We start from the raw sequence: 17,844 nt of genomic DNA on the forward strand, positions 1-17,844 counted from the left end.
AGTTTGGTGTTCGACGGATGCGTCGGCCCGGCGGGCCAGGGCGCGGTGTGGTCGACATCGCAGCGTTCAGCCGGGGCATCACAGCCGGGGAACCGACAGGTCAGATCGCGCCACCGGATGAACTCCGACAAGGCCACCGACGGGCGGTACCGCGGCTCAGCCGCAGCGGACTCAGCTGCTTCGGCCGCATTCCCGGTGGGCATGCGCACCGGTTTGACCTTGGCGGCGGCGGCCAGATCCCGCACGGACTCGGCGGGCACGATGCCATGGCCGACCAGATACCCCGGATCATCACAAGTGCCGTTCACGGTGGATCGGTCGGCCAGCACATGCACCACCGCGGCATCGGCGGCCGCCCGCTGCTGTGCGGCCGGGCAGTCCTCGCGTCGACACAAGCACGGCATGCGGGATTCGAGTCGGGCCACCGGCCCCACGGCATCAGCGCGGCGCTGCTCGCGGGTGCGCGGATCGTGGCTGCACACCGTGTCAGCCACCGCATCGAGGCGTTGATTCAGCGCGACCCCGTCGGCGGCGTGGATGTTGGCCCAGATCGAGGCCATGCCCGGGGTGCTCGCCTCGACCTGCACGAACCGGCCGTCATCGATCGGGGGTGGGACCCGTACTCCGTTGGGGTCGAGTTTGGCGATCCATTGATCCACCCGGTCCCGCAACTGCCGTTCAGACAGCCGCATCCACCGGTGGGCCCGGGCGGCGAGTTCTGCATCCAGGCCGGCCCATACTGCGGGGTCGACGATGCCGGTGCGGGCGATGAGCATCCGCACCACCCGGTAATCGATGTCGCCGGCGGCGAACCGGGCGGCCACCAACGGCAGTTTGTCGCGTAATACCCGGGCGTGATGAATCTGGGTGCCGGCCCGGCCCCGACTGATCCGCAACGCCGCCGATACTTCAGCCGAGACTTCTTCGAACGGGTCGGTGGTCCAAAAGATCGACTCGGCCAACTCCTGTTCCCGCAGACTGTCCAACGCCCCGATCGCAGCCAGCCGCCCCGCGATCGCCGCCGACTCCGCCCGCGCCGCGCCACTGATCCGGTCGATCAGAGCCACATCGGAATCAGTATCGAACATGGGTTCGATCCTACGCCGATCCACTGACACGCCGGCGAAACTACCGCTGACTACCCGGAATGCTCGTGCTCACCGGGTAGGTCGATCACCCCGGCCCGGACCAGGAACAACAGGCTGACCGCCAGCACCCAGGTCGGGAACGCCAGCGTCAACCACATGCTCAGATCGCCGGCAACCAGAAGCGTCACCGCGAGGAGGTATGTCACGAACGCCAACGGACGCGGCATCAGGCCGGTCTTCAACCAGATCGTGGCCAGCGAGATCATGAACACCGCTGCCATGCGGATGCCGTAGGTCTTGCTCAGCACCAGCAGCAACATCTGGCCGAACGTGGCGACCTCGGAATGCGCCGCGGCGTCGACCATCCCGGCCTTGCTGGCGATCAACGCGGCACCGACACCAGAGGACACGAACATCATGGCCAGGAACAAGATGCCGCTGCCGAGAAACACGGATGAGAAGAACCGGTCCTCAAAGCGGCCGAATCCGTCGCGCACCACGCCGATGAACCACAGGAACGCTATGCCCGCGAACGGCATCAGGACGGACGCGACGCGCAGCCGGGTACTCGCTCCGTCGATCCACTGGGAGCCCGGCTCGGCACCCTCGGGCAGCGCGGTGCGGATCAGTACCAGCGATGCCCCGAACAGCAGGGCGAACAACACTCCCGCGATCGCCGCGGCGCGCGGCGTCGACAAACGGTGCAAAGGTCGTTGATCCACGGCGTCATAGTGACACCCCGACTCCCGAACTGCGATGACATTCGCCCCCTTACGATGACCCGGTGTCATTGAGTGGAAAAACCGCACTTGTCACCGGCGCGACGAGTGGGATCGGCCATGCCACCGCAATACATCTCGCTCAACGGGGTGCGCACGTTCTGGCAAGCGGCCGAGACGCCGACCGTGGGGCCCGGGTGGTGGCCGAGATCCGTGACGCCGGCGGCAACGCCGATTTCTTGCCGGCCAATCTGACCGACGCCACCAGCGCCCGAGACTTGGTGGACAGTGCACTCGCCGTCGCAGGCCAGATCGACATCCTGGTCAACAACGCCGCCATCGCGGTCTTCGGGCCCACCGCGGCCATCGCCGAAGACGACTTCGACGACTGCTTCGACCTCAATGTGAAGATCCCGTTCTTCCTCGTCGGAGCGACCGCGCCGGCCATGGCCAAGCGCGGAAACGGCGCGATCGTGAACGTCAGCACCATGGTCTCCATGTTCGGCACGCCAGGTTCGGCGGTGTACGCGTCGTCAAAGGCCGCGCTGAATCTGCTCACCAAATCATGGGCCGCCGAATACGGGCCCAAGGGTGTCCGGATCAACGCCGTCGCTCCGGGACCGACGCTTACCGAAGGCACCACGGCTCAGTACGGCACCGACCGGCTGACCGCCCTCGCGGCACAGGCCCCGGCGCGACGGGTCGCTGATCCCACCGAAATCGCAAGGACCATCGGCTTTTTGGTGAGCGAGGACGCCAGTTTCATTCACGGCGCGGTGCTGCCCGCCGACGGCGGCCGCACTGCGATCTAGCTCTAGGGCTGGCCCGGCAGCAATCTGAGCATGAGGCCGTTGGCCTCAGCGAGCAGGTTCTCGTCGGGGTCACGCAGTTCGGCGTTCACAAATGCCTTGCGCCCCTCCGACTCCCGCACCCAACCGCGGGCGGTCAGCACCGTGTCGATCGGGGTCACCTTGCGGTAGTCCACATGCAGGAACGCGGTACGGCTGATCGGCCGGCCCGCGGCGTGGATCACCATGCCGAATACCGAATCGAACAGCAGCGGAAGCACACCGCCGTGCACCGCATAGTTGCCGCCGACGTGGAATCGGCTGAACTCGACCTTCAATTCGACGCCCTCGGGCTCGAACTTCGACACGGTGAACGGAGGCATCAGCAGACTGCCCACACCGGGCAGGGACGGCACCCGGTTGGCCGGCCCGACGCCCTCGGCGGCCTCGTACGGGCTGAGCAGCTTGACGAGCTCCTCAACCCGATCCGCGGCGTCGTCCCAGGTGTCACTGTCCGGATCGGCCGACACGGCGAGATCCTGCGCTCGGCGCATCGCGGTCAGGAAACGCGCGAAACCCGGTCCGGGATCGGCTGATTCGAATACCGGAAATCCGCCGTGCTGCTCAAAGACCGATGGCCGCTCGTCCGTCACTTGGCGGCCAGGATGTCACGGCGCACGATCGTCTGCTCGCGGCCCGGCCCCACACCGATGCACGAAACATGCGCGCCGGCAAGCTCTTCCAACCGCAGCACATAGTCCTGTGCCTTGGCGGGCAGGTCGGAGAACTCGCGGGCGGTGGAGATGTCCTCCCACCAGCCGGGCAGCTCTTCGTAGATCGGCTCGGCGCGGTGGATGTCGGACTGCGTCATGGGCATCTCGTTGGTGCGCTTGCCGTCGACCTTGTAGCCGACGCACACCGGAACCGTCTCCAGGCTGGACAACACGTCGAGCTTGGTCAGGAAGTAGTCGGTGATGCCGTTGACCCGGGTCGCGTACCGCGCGATCACCGCGTCGAACCAGCCACAGCGCCGGGCCCGGCCGGTCGTCACACCGACCTCACCGCCGGTCTTGGCCAGGTACGCGCCATGCTCGTCGAACAATTCGGTGGGGAACGGACCCGACCCGACGCGGGTGGTGTACGCCTTGAGGATTCCCAGCACGGTCGTGATCTGCGTCGGCCCGATCCCGGAACCGACCGCGGCACCGCCGGCGGTCGGGTTCGACGAGGTGACGAACGGGTAGGTGCCGTGGTCGACGTCGAGCAGGGTGCCCTGCGAGCCCTCCAACAGCACGGTCTCGCCCTTTTCCAGCGCCTGGTTCAGCAGCAGCCGGGAATCGGCGATGCGGTGCTTGAAGCCGTCGGCCTGGGTGAGCAGGTTCTCGAGCACCTCGGCCGGCTCGAGCGCCTTGCGGTTGTAGATCTTGACCAGCACCTGGTTCTTGAATTCCAGTGCCGCCTCGATCTTTTCGGCCAGCAACTGCTCGTCCAGCACGTCGGCGACCCGGATACCGATGCGGGCGATCTTGTCCTGGTAGCAGGGGCCGATGCCGCGGCCGGTGGTGCCGATCTTCTTGCTGCCGGCGTAGCGCTCCACCACCTTGTCGATGGCGACGTGATACGGCATCAGCAGATGCGCGTCGGCCGAGATCAGCAGGCCCGAGGTGTCGACGCCTCGCTCTTCCAGCCCCTGGAGCTCGGTGAGCAGCACACCCGGGTCGACCACCACGCCGTTACCGATGACGTTGGTTACCCCTGGCGTCAGGATGCCCGAAGGGATCAGGTGCAGTGCGAAGTTCTCCCCCGTGGGGAGCACGACGGTATGCCCGGCGTTGTTGCCCCCCTGGTAGCGAACCACCCACTGCACGCGGCCACCGAGCAGATCGGTGGCTTTACCTTTGCCCTCGTCGCCCCATTGGGCGCCGATGAGGACGATTGCCGGCATGGCGTAATCTCCCGCTCAATCTTCCGCACTAGTGTGGTGCAGCCGGTAGGTCACCTTATCCCAGCACACGCTGCGAACCACATTTTCTCGACCGCGAGGAGCAGCTTTGTCCGCCTCACCCGGGGTCGCATTGGTCGGCACAGGCCGTGTTCCGCGCCCACTCCGCGACCTGCCGAGGGTCGGTGTCGATGAGCTCGGGGCGCACCGCAGGGTGGTCGTGACCGGCGGCGAAGCTGAACTTTCCGCCGTACTCACCGCGTTGCTGCGGGCCGATCGGCTCGATGTCGAGGTCGCTGTGGCGTCCGGCAGCTGGTCGGCCCGGCGCGCGCTCCGAGGATCTGCCCGGCGTGTCCCGCTGATCCGCGACGAGACGGGAACTGTGCTGGTCGGTGCGGCACAGTGGCACGGGCTCGACGGAGCGGCGCTGCAGGGTGAGGCCATCGTCGACGACATCGTGCTGTTCGACGGCGAGGCTCCAAGTGTCCGGGTCGAGCCCACGACGAGCATGCCGGGATTGCGCGCGAGCGTGCTGTCGGACCGTGGCCGCCCGCGCCGGTGGGTCGTCGGCCGCGCCGCGCAGTTGGGCACCCCGGGTGCTCAGGTGATCCGGGACGGCGTGGCCGCGCCGCGGACGGTACGACGCTCGACGTTCTATCGGCACACCGAAGGCTGGCTGCGGGTCGGCTGAGCAGGGCCGGATTGCCGGCCGAATTGCCGTAGCGTCGAATCGTGAACATCCGCCCGCTGCATCAGTCGGTACGGCCCAGCCCGGTCTTCTTGGCCGTCGTCGCGATCACCGTCGCGGGCGGGGTGGTGGCCTGGTTGGCCGCCGACACTGTGAAGCCGCTGTCGTACGTGGGCGTGTTCATCCTGGTGATCGCGGGCTGGCTGGTGTCGCTGTGCCTGCACGAGTTCGGCCATGCGTTCACGGCGTGGCGTTTCGGTGATCACGACGTGGCGGTGCGCGGTTATCTGACGCTCAACCCCCTCAAGTACTCCCATCCCCTGCTGTCCCTGGGTTTTCCGGTGCTGGTCATCGCGCTAGGCGGGATCGGGCTGCCCGGCGGCGCGGTCTATGTCCGGACCTCGTGGATGACGGCACGGCAGAAGACCCTGGTCAGCCTCGCCGGCCCGGCCGCCAACCTGGTGCTTGCCGTCCTGCTGCTGGCCGTCACCGCGGTCTTCTTCGACCCGGCCCACCTGGTGTTCTGGTCTGGGCTGGCCTTCCTGGGATTTCTGCAGGTCACTGCCCTCGTGCTGAATGTGTTGCCGGTCCCCGGGCTGGACGGCTACGGCGCACTGGAACCGCACCTGAGCGCGGACACGCAACGCGCGCTCGAGCCGGCCAAACAGTGGGGCCTGTTCATCCTGCTGATTCTGCTGTTCACGCCCGCGCTCAACCGATGGTTCTTCTCGGTGGTCTTCTGGTTCGTCGACCTCTCCGGCGTGCCGGGCCAGCTTGTGTCCATCGGCAGCCAGTTGACCCGCTTCTGGTCCGCCTGGCTGTGAGAGGTCGGCGCCCTCACCCACCTCGCCCGCTTCTTGCCACGCTGGCGTGACGCTCGACGGCGAGAGCCACTCTGGCGTGACAAAGGGACCGCAGCTCGGCGCACCCAACCCGCCACCGCCACGCTGGCGTGACGCTCGACGGCGACAGCCACTCTGGCGTGACAAAGTGCCCGCCCGGCTCTGACGCTTGCCACATATGCGTACTTCCGCATATATTTCGGGCATGGGTGCCGGCCACGATCACAGTCACAGCAGCGATACCCGCGTCAGCAGAATGCTCATCGCGGCGGCGATCCTCAGTGCGTTCTTCGTCCTTGAACTGGTCACCGCGCTGCTGATCAACTCGATCGCACTGCTCGCGGACGCCGGCCACATGCTCACCGACCTGGTCGCCATGTTCATGGGATTGACCGCGGTGTTGCTGGCCAAGCGCGGCAGTACCTCTCCGGCCCGCACCTACGGCTGGCACCGGGCCGAGGTCTTCACCGCCGTCGCCAACGCCGCACTGCTCCTCGGCGTGGCGGGCTTCATCCTGTATGAGGCCTTCGAACGCCTCGGCAATGCGCCCGACGTCCCCGGCGTGCCAATGATCGTCGTGGCGCTGGCCGGCCTGGCCGCCAACGCCGTCGTGGTGCTGATGCTGCGGTCGCACTCCAAGGACAGCCTCGCCGTCAAGGGCGCCTACATGGAGGTCGTGGCCGACACCGTCGGCAGCATCGGCGTGCTGGTCGCCGGCGTCGTCACCGTCGCCACCGGCTGGCCGTATGCCGACGTCGTGGTCGCCGTCCTGGTCGCGCTCTGGGTGCTGCCCCGAGCCATCGCGTTGGCCCGGGCAGCGCTGCGGATCCTGAGCGAGTCCTCCCCACAGCACATCGACGTCGAAGAGCTGCGTACCGCGCTGGGCGCGGTGGACGGCGTGACGGGCGTACACGATCTGCACGTGTGGACGCTGGTACCCGGCAAGGACATGGTCACCGCGCACCTGACCAGCAACGCCGACACCGCCCGGGTGCTCGACGACGCCCGCGCGGTGCTGAACGCCCGGGGGCTGGCCCACGCCACCGTGCAGGTGGAGCCGCCCGAATCAGCGGACGACTGCTCCTGCGAGGCGAAGGACTGAGGCTCAGGCCAGGCCGAGTTCGGCCCGCGCCGACGGATCGCAGTCGTCGAGCAGATCGAGGCATCGCTGGAACTCGTCGGTCTCGCCGATGTCATCGGCGGCCCGGGCCAGCGAGGCCACACACCGCAGGAACCCCTGGTTCGGCTCGTGGGCGAACGGCACCGGGCCGAAACCCTTCCAGCCGTTGCGGCGCAGCTGATCCAGCCCACGGTGATAACCGGTGCGGGCGTACGCATACGCCGTGACGGCCTTGTCGTCGGCGAGGGCCTGCTCGGCCAGCACCGCCCACGCGATCGACGCCGACGGGTGGGCGGCGGCCACCACGGCAGCCTTTTCACCCGCAGCCAATTCGTCCTCGGCCTCGGGGTCCCCGGGAAGGAGGACCGGATCCGGCCCCAACAAATCACCCATCCGTGTCATGGGCCTATTGTGCACCGACCGATAAGCTCCACCGGTAGCGACGTACGGGAGGACCGCAGCAGGGATGTCGAACCCAACGGGACCTGGCGAAGACCGCACCGACCAGAGCGACACACCGACCGAGAAGGTCGAGTTACCTTCCACGGCCGAGTTGTCCGCCCTGTCCGAGCCGGCCACCGAGATCTTCAGCTCGGCCGACGAAGTCACCGGGGAGGTACACCTCGGTGAGGAACGGCGCTTCACCGCGCCGTCCGGCTTCGACAGTTCCACCCAGAAGATCGACACCCCGCCCGATCCGGAGACCGAGGTGTTCGCTCCGGCCGATGGTGACACCGTCGCCGCCGAGGTGCCGAAAGGTGCTGCCCCGAAAGTCATCCCGCCGCGCGAAGAACAGGAGCAGGCCCCGCAGACCACGACCCGCCGCAGCTGGGGATGGGTGGTGGCGGTCGTCCTGGTGATCGCGGCCCTGGTGGCGATCGCGGTGCTCGGCACGGTCCTGCTGACCCGCAAATCGTCGTCGGCGGCCTCCCAGGAGGACGACGTCCGCACCACCATCCAGGACTTCGACTCGGCCATCCAGCGGGGCGATCTGGCCGCCCTGCGATCGATGACCTGCGGCACCACCAGCGACAACTACGTCAAATATGACCAGAAGGCCTGGGACGAGACCCACGCCCGGGTGGCGGCCGCCAAGCAGTACCCCGTCGTGGCCAGCATCGACCAGGTGGTCGTCAACGGCGACCACGCCGAGGCCAACGTCACGAGCTTCATGGCGTTTGCCCCGCAAACCCGGTCCACCCGCAGCTTCGACCTCCAGTTCCGCGACAATCAGTGGAAGATCTGCCAGGCGCCTACCGGCTAATCTGGTCCGGTGACCCTGCGCGGACCCAAGCTCTGGTTGACCCTGTGCGCGTTCGGCGCGGTCATCGTGGTCGGCCTGGCCACCCTTCTGGTCCGCCAGCCCGGCGCGATCGACCTGCTACCAGGCAAACCCGTCGCCTTTCCCCAGATCGACCGCACCGCACTCGATCCGGGCCAGGCACGCATCGTCGACGTGCTGCAGGCACAGTACGACGCCCAACCTGGCGGCAGCCACTTCTCCGAAGGCGTCGAGGAGCCGTGGTGCGCGGACTTCGTCAGCTGGGTGCTCAACGAGGCGGGCCGGCCGCTGTCCAATCCCAACTCGGGGAGTTGGCGGATCCCGGGCGTGTACACACTGCAGGAGTACTTCCAGGCCGCCGGCCGGTTCGCCGAACCGCCCGGATACCGGCCCCAGACCGGCGACGTGGTCATGTACGCCGATGGCAGCCCGCTCGGGTTGCACACCAATTTCGTTGTGGTCGTGGATGACAACGCGATCACCACGGTCGGCGGCAACGAGGATGGCGGCATCCGCGTGCACACCCTCGACGACGCCGAGATCGCGGGGATCTTCGGGTACGGCCGACCGGCCGCCTGAGGCGCCTAGCCCGCGGTGACGCTGCGCCCGGCGCTGTGCAGGTCGTTGCAGGCCTCGATGACTCGCTCGCTCATCGACGCCTCGGCCTTCTTCAGGTAGCTGCGCGGGTCGTAGACCTTCTTGTTGCCCACCTCGCCGTCGATCTTGAGCACCCCGTCGTAGTTGGTGAACATGTGCGCGGCGAGCGGACGGGTGAAGGCGTACTGGGTGTCGGTGTCGACGTTCATCTTCACCACGCCGTACTTGAGGGAATCTTCGATCTCGGACTTCAGCGAACCCGACCCGCCGTGGAAGACGAAGTCGAAAGGCTTTGCATCACTTGCCAATCCGAGTTTGGCGGCGGCCACCCGCTGCCCCTCGGCCAGCACCTCGGGCTTGAGCACCACATTGCCGGGCTTGTAGACGCCGTGCACGTTTCCGAACGTGGCCGCCAACAGGTAGGCACCCTGCTCGCCGGCGCCCAGCGCGTCGATGGTCTTCTCGAAGTCCTCCGAGGACGTGTAGAGCTTCTCGTTGATCTCGGCCTCGACGCCGTCTTCTTCGCCGCCGACCACACCGATCTCGACCTCGAGGACGATCTTGGCCGCCGCGGCGAGCTTCAGCAGTTCCTGCGCGATGGTCAGGTTCTCGTCGATGGGGACGGCCGAGCCGTCCCACATGTGCGACTGGAACAACGGATTGCGGCCCACGGCCACCCGCTCGGCGGAGATGGCCAGCAGCGGCCGCACATAGGTGTCCAGCTTGTCCTTCGGACAGTGGTCGGTGTGCAGGGCGACGGTGATCGGGTACTTCTCGGCGATCACATGGGCGAACTCGGCCAGGGCGACGGCCCCGGTCACCATGTCCTTTACCCCGAGCCCCGAAGCGAACTCCGCCCCTCCGGTCGAGAACTGGATGATGCCGTCACTGCCCGCATCGGCGAAACCCTTGATGGCGGCGTTGATCGTCTCCGACGAAGTGCAGTTGATGGCCGGGAAGGCGAAGGAATGCTCCTTGGCCCGGCCCAACATCTCGGCATAGACCTCGGGCGTAGCGATCGGCATGACTTGTCCTTCCATCTGGACGCGGGTTATCGCAGGTGAAGACCGGTGGTGGGGCACAGGTACCCTAGGGAGTCGTGATCGACATCGCCCTCCCTGAGGCTACGACCAATCTGGCGCTCATGCCGGATTTCATGGATCCGCTGCACCTCATCGGATCCTTCGGCACCTGGGCCCTGGTGGGCATCCTCGTCGTCGTCTTCGTCGAGTCCGGGGTGCTGTTCCCGGTCCTTCCCGGCGACTCGTTGTTGTTCGTCGCGGGCATGCTCGCCGCGGGCACCGCCGCCCAGGGAACGGCAGTGGACGCCAACTTCGCGCTCTGGCAGCTACTGGTGTTCATCCCGCTGGCGGCCATCCTCGGCGGCCAGGCCGGCTACCTCATCGGCCGGTTCATCGGCGTCGAGATGTTCAAGCCCGACGCCCGGGTCCTCAAGCAGAAGTACCTCGACGAGGCCCACGCGTTCTTCGAGCAGCGCGGCCCGTTCGCGATCGTCATCGCCCGGTTCGTGCCGATTGTGCGCACCCTGGCACCGATCGTCGCCGGGGCCGCCAAGATGCGTTATTCGGTGTTCACCACGTTCAACGTGCTGGGCGCGATCGTGTGGGGTGTCGGCCTCGTCCTGCTCGGCTACTGGCTGGGCCAGTTCGAGATCATCCAGAAGCTGCTCGAGCCGATCTTCATCCTGATCGTCGTGGCCTCGGTGGCGCCGATGTTCTACGAGTGGTTCAAGCGCCGCCGGGCCGCCAAGAAGGGCACCGAGCAGGTTCAGCCGAACCCCTAACCGAAACCCAACGCGGCGGCCAGTTCACGCAGGGCCGGACGCGGATCGGCCGTCGGGTTTTCCCCCAGCGCCTGAACGACGACGTGGTCGGCGCCGGCATCCAGGTGGGCGGTGATCACCGCTGCCGCCTGATCGGCCGAACCCATGCCGACAAGTCCGCGCACCAGCCGGTCCGAGCCGCCCCGCACCAGGTCGGATTCGTCGAAACCCTGCCGCAGCCACGAGTTTCGGTAGTTGGGCAGCCCGCTGTACACCTCAAGGTGCTTGTGCGCCCGAGCCAGCTGGTCGGCGTCGTCACCACCGATCGCGACCGCCTGCTCGGACACCACCCAGCGGTCCGGGCCGAGGAGCTCGCGCGTCGTCGCGGTGTGCTCGGGCGTGACCAGGTAGGGGTGTGCACCGTCGGCGTGGGTGCCGGACAACTCGATCATCTTCGGGCCGAGTGCAGCCAGCAGCCGGGGCGGGCGCCCGACGCCCGGTTCGATCTGCTCGGGCACCGCGGCCATCCGCTCCAGGTAGGTGCGCATCGTGGCCAGGGGCTTGGCGTAGGTGCCACCCAGTCCGTGCTCGACGAGAGGTCCGTGGCTGACGCCCAGCCCGAGCACGAACCTGCCCGGGTAGAGCGCCGTGAGAGTGCGTGCCCCCGACTCGGCCGCCGACGGCACCCGGACGTGGATGTTGGCGATGCCGGTGCCCACCACGAGGCGTTCGGTGGCGGCCAGGAACGCCGCTGACTGGGTGAGAGCCTCCTTACCGACCACTTCCGGAAGGAACAACGAGCCGAAGCCGAGAGCTTCGATGTCCCGGGCAACCTGCTGCGCGTCCGGCATCGACCAGGTGTCGCTGGCCCACCACACACCGATCTGGCTCGGGAAATCGATCTTGGCTCGTGTCACTGACCACTCCTCAATTCACTCGGTTCGTTGTGTTCGTGATGAATACGGCCACCAGTGTCCGCCAACGGTGTGCCGGTGCCGCCCCAGCGTTGGGCGATGATCTCGGCCGCGATCGACACCGCGGTCTCTTCGGGCGTCCTGGCGCCCAGGTCCAGTCCGATCGGACTCGACAGCCTCGCGAGCTCTTCGTCGGTCAGGCCGACTTCGCGCAGCCGGGCGATCCGGTCGTCATGAGTGCGCCGCGAGCCCATCGCACCGACGTAGCCGATCTCAGGCAATCGCAGCGCCACTTCGAGCAGCGGCACGTCGAACTTCGGATCGTGGGTGAGCAGGCAGATGACCGTGCGGCCGTCGATCGCGCCGGTGGCGGCCTGCGCGGCCAGGTACCGGTTGGGCCAGTCGACGACGACCTCGTCTGCGGTCGGGAAGCGGGCCGCGGTGGCGAAGACGGGGCGCGCGTCGCACACCGTGACGTGGTAGCCGAGCAATGAGCCCTGACGGGCGACGGCCGCCGCGAAGTCGATGGCACCGAACACCAGCATCCGCGGCGGTGGCGCGAAGCTCGCGACGAACACCTCCATGCCCTCGCCGCGGCGCTCACCGTCGGGGCCGAATGTCAGGACCGCACTGCGGCCGGTGGCGAGCAGACCGCGCGCATCATCGGTGACCGCGCTGTCCGCGCGGGTCGAGCCGAGTGTGCCGGTGACCTCGCCGGTGCGGATGACCAGTCGGCGGCCCAGCCATGCGGGATCGGGATGCGCGATGACCGTCGCGGTCGCGACGGGCCGATGGGCCTCGATGTCGTCGACCAGAGCCTGCAGCTCTGGGAACGTCCGCTTCGACACCGGCTCGACGAACACATCGAGGATGCCGCCGCAGGTCAGGCCCACGGCGAAGGCGTCGTCGTCACTGACTCCGTAACGCTGCAGCACCGGCACGCCCTCGGCGACGACCTCACCGGCGAGTTCGTACACCGCACCTTCGACGCAGCCACCGGATACCGAACCGGTCACCGTGCCGTCGGGGGCCACCACCATCGACGCCCCGGCGGGCCGCGGTGCGGAACGGAACGTGCGCACCACCGTCGCGAGGCCCACGGTGCCACCGGCACGCCAAACCGACAGTGCATCGGCGAGCACGTCTCTCACGATGACCAAAGTAGCCCGGGCTGGGCACATGCTCAGTTTCGGGTCGCACGTCCCGAAGGCAAGTCAGCTACCGACCGCGTGCAGATGGCGTTCGTGCACGTCGAGCCCGTAGATCGCGGCACGGGTCGCCGCACCGTGGTCGCCTCGTTGGATCGCCTGAAACAGATCGGTGTGGAAATCCCGGTATGCATCCTCGGGAACGCCCATGCACAACGCGCCGTGAGCCGGGTCGCGCATGGCATTTTCGAAAGAGCTGTAGAAATCGAGCAGCAGCGTGTTGTGCGAGGCGCGGGCCACACCGATGTGGAAGGCGACGTCGTGTTCGATGAACGCGTCCAGGTCAGCCCTGGCCTTCGCGGACCGACGTCCATGGAGGGCGACACGCAGCGCATCGATATCGGCCGCCGAGCGGTTCGTGGCAGCTTCGCGCGCGGCGAGCACTTCGAGCGTATGGCGCACCAACTGCACCTCGTCGCGATCCGCGGTGTCGACCACGCGCTGCAGCGCCACTGTCGTCTCGTCCTCGGCGACCACGTAGGTGCCGTCACCCTGCCGCGATTCGAGCAAGCCGAGCTGGACGAGCGACCGCACCGCCTCGCGGACCGATGGGCGGCTCACCCCCAGTGCCTCAACAAGTTTCGCCTCGGTGGGGATCTTGCTCCCGACCGGCCAACCACCCTTGCGAATCTCGTCGCGCAATCTGTCGACGACCACGTCGACTATGGAGGTCCGTGCGACCCGTTCCATTCACGACCTACTTCACACATTCGTCAGACAGCTACACGGCCATTATGGTCTGACCATTTTTCTATTTGGTAGGCAGGTCTTGCCGGCGGGGATCACCCGGCGAGGGTATGCGCCGCCTCCATGAGCATCCACCCCGAAACCTGAACTGACAGATCACGTTCCGGGATCGCCGACGCGTTCACCGCGCCGTCGACGAACTGCGCTTCCTGACCTTCGGCCCCGGGCACCTCGGCGGTGCGATCCCAGAACGGTCCGAACAGCGGGAGCCCGTCGACGTTCTGCCGGTTGTCCCATGCCGCCTGTGCGGACTTGAGCACGAGCGACCGGGCCGTATCGCGCGCGGCCTGATCTTGTGCGTCGTCCCCCGGCAACATGGTGGCCACCAGCGCCAGGTACCGCGCCAGGATGCTGTTGAACAAGCCACCGTCGCCCCCGCCGGCGCCCTTGATGACACCGTCGGTGGCCATTTCCTTGTCCACCGCGGTCACCAGACGCCGGACCCTTTCGGCGTGCCGGGTGTCGCCGGTCCGCACCGCCAGTTCGACCTCCAACCCGAGCACCACGCCCTGGCAGTAGGTGTACTGCGCACGCACCATCGAGCCGGCCTTGATGCCGTCGAACACCAGGTGGGTCTCCGGATCGATCAGGGTGTCGTCGATCCAGTCCGCCATCTGCTGGGCCCGGCGCAGTCGATCGTCATAACGGGCCAGGAAGATCCCCGCCGGACCATTGGCCGGGGCATTGAAGAACTGGTCCTGCTTGCGCCATGGGATGCCGCCGCCGTCCTCGGGCACCCAGGCATCCACGAACTGCGCGCACAACTTCCTGAGCGCATGGGCTTTTTCCACCCCCACCAGGCGACCGGCCCGCTCGAGGGCCAATGCCAGCCAGGCCATGTCGTCGTAATAACTGTTGGTCCAAGACAGGTTGTTGCGCATCCAGTGCCCACGGATCTGCCGTTCGATACGGGTTTTCCGCTCGGGCTGCGGATCACGCACCTGCGCATCGACCAGGGTGTCCAGCAGATGCGCCTGCCACCAGTAGTGCCACGTTCCGAACTTTCGGTACTTCTTGGTCGCCGGCCAGGCCACCACTCCGAGTTGGGTACCCGGCAGACCCCAGAGCTTGGTCAGGTGTCGTTGGGTGATCGCAGCTTCGGCGCTGGCCGCACGGTTAGCCCATAGCTGATCCATGTTGACGATCCTGCCTTACCAGGCGTTCGAATTGTCGGCATGTCGAGCAGTTTCCGGGCCTGCGTCAGGTCAGGATAGGTGGTCCGCCGGGCGCACCACCCGGCCATCGTGCAGGACAAGCAGCCGCTCGGGATGGCCGGCCACCGCCTCGGCCGGGTTTGCCGCGGCGATCACCACCAGGTCAGCTCGGTTGCCGGGGTGTACGCCGTAATCGGCGAGCCCGAGCGCGGCGGCTGCCGAGTCGGTGACCAGTGACGCGGCGTACCCGAGTTCGTCGTCAGTCATCAGGCCGCCTTCCAGGCCGATGATCGTGGCGCGTTCGAGCATGTCGCCCGTGCCGTATGACCACCAGGCGTCGCGGATGTTGTCCGACCCGGCGAACACGAGCACACCGTGTTCACGCAGCCGTAGGACCGGCGGCATGGTCCCGGCCGGGCCGTTGGTCATCAGCGATACCCCGGCGGCGGCCAGCGCCGTCGCGGTCCGGTCGACCGCAGCCTTGTCGACCGGACCCAGGCAATACGCGTGACTGACCGTCACTTTGCCCGCGAGCCCAAGGCTTTTCGTCCGCTCGGCGATCGCGTGGAGTTGCCTGGTGCCAAGCTCGCCGCCATCGTGGAGGTGGATGTCGATACCTGCCCCGTGTCGTTCGGCCAAACCGAACACCACGTCGAGCTGGCCGTCGACATCGCCGTCGAACCCGGCGGGATCGAGCCCGCCGATCAGGTCGGCCCCCTCGGACAGGGCCGCGTCGAGCAGGTCGGGCACGCCGGGAGCGGTGACAACGCCGCTCTGCGGGAACGCCACCAGTTGGATACTCAACTTGTCGCGCAACGATTCACGGACCTCGAGCAGCTGATGCAGCCCGTCGAGCTTCACATCGGGGTCGATGTCGACGTGCGACCGGACATGTCCCGTGCCCAGCGACACCATGTGCTCGGCCAACGCCGTCGCACGCAGCGCGACGGGTACCCCGATCCGGGCGCGCAGGTCACGTTCGTGCGCAATGCGTTCCCGCAACGACCCCGATGCGACGTGCGGCTGCCACGGAGCACCCCAGAAGGTCTTGTCCAAATGGCAGTGGCCGTCGACGAATGCGGACAGCAACAAGGCACCGCCGCAGTCGATGGCGTGCCGGCCGGGTTGCGCCGGCGTCGAATCGGGTTGTCCGCGATCGACGATCGCCTCGATACGTCCGTCTCGCAGCGTGACATCGACCCGACGACCGTCGGGCAGTGTGGCGTCGACGAGCGCGTCGAGCGCCGGGCCGGTCACGACGGCTCCGAAGTGAGCGGTTGCGGGTTAGCGAAAATGCCTCGGTTCCATGGCAATCTGGCACCGAGGAAGGATGGCGAGAACGTCGCGAAGTCAACCGCGGCCGGGGCGCAGCGGAAGGCACGAAAGGAATCAGGCATGGCTCCAACCTGCCTTGTTCGAACCATAGTGTCCAAGACGCATTTCTCATCGCAGCAATAGACGCCACCTATACATTGGGCCGATGGAGTTGCGTCACCTCCGGTACCTGCTCGCCGTCGCCGACCACGGCAACTTCACCCGCGCCGCCGAGGCCCTGCATGTGTCGCAACCCACCTTGTCGCAGCAGATCAAGCAGCTCGAACGGGAAGTGGGAGTCCCGCTGCTCGACCGCTCGGGGCGCACCGTCCGGCTCACCGATGCCGGCGAGGCATACGCCCAGCACGGACGACTGGCCCTACAGGATCTGGACGCCGCCGAGCGGGCGGTCCATGACGTACACGACCTGAGCCGCGGCCACCTGCGGATCGCGATGACACCGACCATCACCGCGTATCTCATCGGTCCGCTGGTGCGCCAGTTCCACGCCGAGCACCCCGGTGTCACCCTCACGGTCATCGAGACCACTCAGGACCTGATCGAAGCCGACCTGCTCGCCGACCGAGTCGACCTGGGCATCGCCTTCGCCGGCCCCCACGCTGCGGGGGTAGCCGCATCGGCGCTCTTCACCGAGACCCTCAGCCTGGTCGTGGGTGCCGCTCATCCTCTCCACCCGCGCGCCACGACGTTCGCCATCGCGGACCTTCCCGCCCAACCGTTGGCGTTGCTCAGCCGAGACTTCGCGACGCGCAACTACATCGACGAGTTCTTCGCCGCCCAGAACGTCACGCCCCGCATCGCGATCGAGGCGAACTCCATCAGCGCGCTGATCGAGTTCGTGCGCCTCGGCACGCTCGCCACGGTATTGCCGGACGCGATCACGCAGGCGCATGCCGACCTTTATCCGATCCGGCCCGTTCCGCCTCTTCCATCACGCGAGGTCGTACTCCTACACCGGTCGGCGGGATATCAGTCCGCCGCCGCGCGGGCGTTCAGCGCGATCGCGGTGCACTACTCCCACCATCACCAGCCATAGACACGAACTATCGCTCCGATGGAAATTAAGTATTGGACGCTATCGAAGTTCGCGCGCAGGGTGGTTGATATACCGCCGGTTTTCCAAGTCCGGCTCCCATCGAATGGAGTGAACCCATGCACGCGCAGTTCGACCCGACCGCCCGCCAGGCCCTGGCCATCGCAGCGGTCGAGGCCAAGACCCGCAAGGATCTCACCTGGCAGCAGATCGCCGACGTTGCCGAGCTCTCAACGGCATTCGTGACCGCTGCCGTCCTCGGCCAGCACGCGCTGCCTGCCCAGTCGGCCGTCGCGGTTGCCGCATTATTGGGTCTCGACGACGACGCGGCAATGCTGCTGCAGACCATCCCGACCCGCGGTTCGATCCCCGGCGGTGTCCCCACCGACCCGACGATCTACCGCTTCTACGAGATGCTCCAGGTCTACGGCACGACGCTCAAGGCATTGGTTCACGAACAGTTCGGCGACGGCATCATCAGTGCCATCAACTTCAAGCTCGATGTGCGCAAGGTCGCCGATCCGGAGGGCGGGGAACGCGCCGTGATCACTTTGGACGGCAAATACCTTCCCACCAAACCTTTTTGATCGAGTCCGAAATCGAG

20 protein-coding genes are annotated in these 17,844 nt (G+C 67.0%); 9 read left to right on the plus strand and 11 right to left on the minus strand.

What is annotated here, in order from left to right; all coding sequences use genetic code 11:
* Both A5779_RS10920 and A5779_RS10925 read right to left on the minus strand, forming a co-directional pair.
* Window positions 1–1,088 (minus strand): HNH endonuclease signature motif containing protein (locus A5779_RS10920; RefSeq protein WP_064881686.1); only part of this gene is annotated, 1,088 nt, incomplete at its 3' end.
* A gap of 50 nt (window positions 1,089–1,138) precedes the next feature.
* Window positions 1,139–1,810, minus strand: a complete 672-nt coding sequence (locus A5779_RS10925) for a hypothetical protein (RefSeq protein ID WP_236734734.1) — start codon at window positions 1,808–1,810, stop codon at window positions 1,139–1,141.
* A 62-nt stretch (window positions 1,811–1,872) separates the two neighbouring features.
* Here A5779_RS10925 and A5779_RS10930 point away from each other — a divergent pair, with 62 nt between their 5' ends.
* Window positions 1,873–2,619, plus strand: coding sequence for an SDR family NAD(P)-dependent oxidoreductase (locus tag A5779_RS10930; protein WP_082941640.1), 747 nt, complete (start codon window positions 1,873–1,875; stop codon window positions 2,617–2,619).
* Between the two features lie 2 nt (window positions 2,620–2,621).
* Here the strand turns inward: A5779_RS10930 and A5779_RS10935 are convergent, their stop codons facing one another.
* A complete protein-coding gene (locus A5779_RS10935) occupies window positions 2,622–3,248 on the minus strand; it encodes a PaaI family thioesterase (RefSeq protein ID WP_064881687.1) in 627 nt (208 codons plus the stop codon).
* Window positions 3,245–4,540 carry an adenylosuccinate synthase gene (locus tag A5779_RS10940; protein WP_064881688.1) on the minus strand — a complete coding sequence of 432 codons (1,296 nt, stop codon included), beginning with the start codon at window positions 4,538–4,540 and terminating at the stop codon, window positions 3,245–3,247. The genes A5779_RS10935 and A5779_RS10940 overlap by 4 nt, the downstream gene beginning before the upstream one ends.
* Before the next feature lie 106 nt (window positions 4,541–4,646).
* On the opposite strand from A5779_RS10940, the gene A5779_RS10945 reads away from it, so the two are divergent.
* The 3 genes from A5779_RS10945 to A5779_RS10955 all read left to right on the plus strand — a co-directional run bounded on the left by A5779_RS10945 (window position 4,647) and on the right by A5779_RS10955 (window position 7,169).
* Complete coding sequence (locus A5779_RS10945) at window positions 4,647–5,228, plus strand: hypothetical protein (RefSeq protein ID WP_064881689.1); 582 nt, start codon at window positions 4,647–4,649, stop codon at window positions 5,226–5,228.
* 41 nt (window positions 5,229–5,269) lie between these two features.
* Window positions 5,270–6,049 carry a site-2 protease family protein gene (locus A5779_RS10950; protein ID WP_064881690.1) on the plus strand — a complete coding sequence of 260 codons (780 nt, stop codon included), beginning with the start codon at window positions 5,270–5,272 and terminating at the stop codon, window positions 6,047–6,049.
* A gap of 223 nt (window positions 6,050–6,272) precedes the next feature.
* Window positions 6,273–7,169, plus strand: coding sequence for a cation diffusion facilitator family transporter (locus tag A5779_RS10955; RefSeq protein WP_064881691.1), 897 nt, complete (start codon window positions 6,273–6,275; stop codon window positions 7,167–7,169).
* A gap of 3 nt (window positions 7,170–7,172) precedes the next feature.
* Here the strand turns inward: A5779_RS10955 and A5779_RS10960 are convergent, their stop codons facing one another.
* Window positions 7,173–7,589, minus strand: a complete 417-nt coding sequence (locus A5779_RS10960; RefSeq protein WP_055110668.1) for a DUF3151 domain-containing protein — start codon at window positions 7,587–7,589, stop codon at window positions 7,173–7,175.
* Between the two features lie 64 nt (window positions 7,590–7,653).
* Between A5779_RS10960 and A5779_RS10965 the strand changes: the two genes are divergently transcribed.
* Window positions 7,654–8,451 carry an Rv0361 family membrane protein gene (locus A5779_RS10965; protein WP_055110669.1) on the plus strand — a complete coding sequence of 266 codons (798 nt, stop codon included), beginning with the start codon at window positions 7,654–7,656 and terminating at the stop codon, window positions 8,449–8,451.
* A gap of 9 nt (window positions 8,452–8,460) precedes the next feature.
* Window positions 8,461–9,048: a CHAP domain-containing protein gene (locus A5779_RS10970; RefSeq protein WP_064881693.1), complete on the plus strand. Its 588-nt coding sequence runs from the start codon at window positions 8,461–8,463 to the stop codon at window positions 9,046–9,048.
* 5 nt (window positions 9,049–9,053) lie between these two features.
* On the opposite strand, the gene fbaA is transcribed toward A5779_RS10970, so the two are convergent.
* Window positions 9,054–10,091 carry a class II fructose-bisphosphate aldolase gene (gene fbaA, locus A5779_RS10975; protein ID WP_064881767.1) on the minus strand — a complete coding sequence of 346 codons (1,038 nt, stop codon included), beginning with the start codon at window positions 10,089–10,091 and terminating at the stop codon, window positions 9,054–9,056.
* Between the two features lie 74 nt (window positions 10,092–10,165).
* Here fbaA and A5779_RS10980 point away from each other — a divergent pair, with 74 nt between their 5' ends.
* Complete coding sequence (locus A5779_RS10980; protein ID WP_064881695.1) at window positions 10,166–10,870, plus strand: DedA family protein; 705 nt, start codon at window positions 10,166–10,168, stop codon at window positions 10,868–10,870.
* Here A5779_RS10980 and A5779_RS10985 read toward each other — a convergent pair.
* The 5 genes from A5779_RS10985 to A5779_RS11005 form a co-directional block, all read right to left on the minus strand.
* Complete coding sequence (locus A5779_RS10985; RefSeq protein ID WP_110777128.1) at window positions 10,867–11,766, minus strand: LLM class F420-dependent oxidoreductase; 900 nt, start codon at window positions 11,764–11,766, stop codon at window positions 10,867–10,869. The genes A5779_RS10980 and A5779_RS10985 overlap by 4 nt on opposite strands.
* On the minus strand, window positions 11,763–12,914 hold the full coding sequence (locus A5779_RS10990; RefSeq protein WP_064881700.1) for an XdhC family protein: 1,152 nt from the start codon (window positions 12,912–12,914) through the stop codon (window positions 11,763–11,765). The genes A5779_RS10985 and A5779_RS10990 overlap by 4 nt, the downstream gene beginning before the upstream one ends.
* Window positions 12,915–12,977: 63 nt before the next feature.
* Window positions 12,978–13,661 carry a FadR/GntR family transcriptional regulator gene (locus A5779_RS10995; RefSeq protein ID WP_064881702.1) on the minus strand — a complete coding sequence of 228 codons (684 nt, stop codon included), beginning with the start codon at window positions 13,659–13,661 and terminating at the stop codon, window positions 12,978–12,980.
* A gap of 92 nt (window positions 13,662–13,753) precedes the next feature.
* Window positions 13,754–14,854, minus strand: coding sequence for a glycoside hydrolase family 76 protein (locus tag A5779_RS11000; RefSeq protein ID WP_064881704.1), 1,101 nt, complete (start codon window positions 14,852–14,854; stop codon window positions 13,754–13,756).
* A gap of 69 nt (window positions 14,855–14,923) precedes the next feature.
* Window positions 14,924–16,129, minus strand: coding sequence for an amidohydrolase family protein (locus A5779_RS11005; RefSeq protein ID WP_064881706.1), 1,206 nt, complete (start codon window positions 16,127–16,129; stop codon window positions 14,924–14,926).
* Window positions 16,130–16,352: 223 nt separating this feature from the next.
* Between A5779_RS11005 and cynR the strand changes: the two genes are divergently transcribed.
* Both cynR and cynS read left to right on the plus strand, forming a co-directional pair.
* Window positions 16,353–17,243, plus strand: coding sequence for a transcriptional regulator CynR (gene cynR / locus A5779_RS11010; RefSeq protein ID WP_064881708.1), 891 nt, complete (start codon window positions 16,353–16,355; stop codon window positions 17,241–17,243).
* Window positions 17,244–17,359: 116 nt separating this feature from the next.
* Window positions 17,360–17,827, plus strand: a complete 468-nt coding sequence (cynS, locus tag A5779_RS11015; RefSeq protein ID WP_064881710.1) for a cyanase — start codon at window positions 17,360–17,362, stop codon at window positions 17,825–17,827.
* The last annotated feature ends 17 nt before the right edge of the window (window positions 17,828–17,844 follow it).

This window comes from Mycolicibacterium peregrinum, assembly GCF_001665625.1.
Lineage (GTDB): Bacteria > Actinomycetota > Actinomycetes > Mycobacteriales > Mycobacteriaceae > Mycobacterium > Mycobacterium peregrinum_B.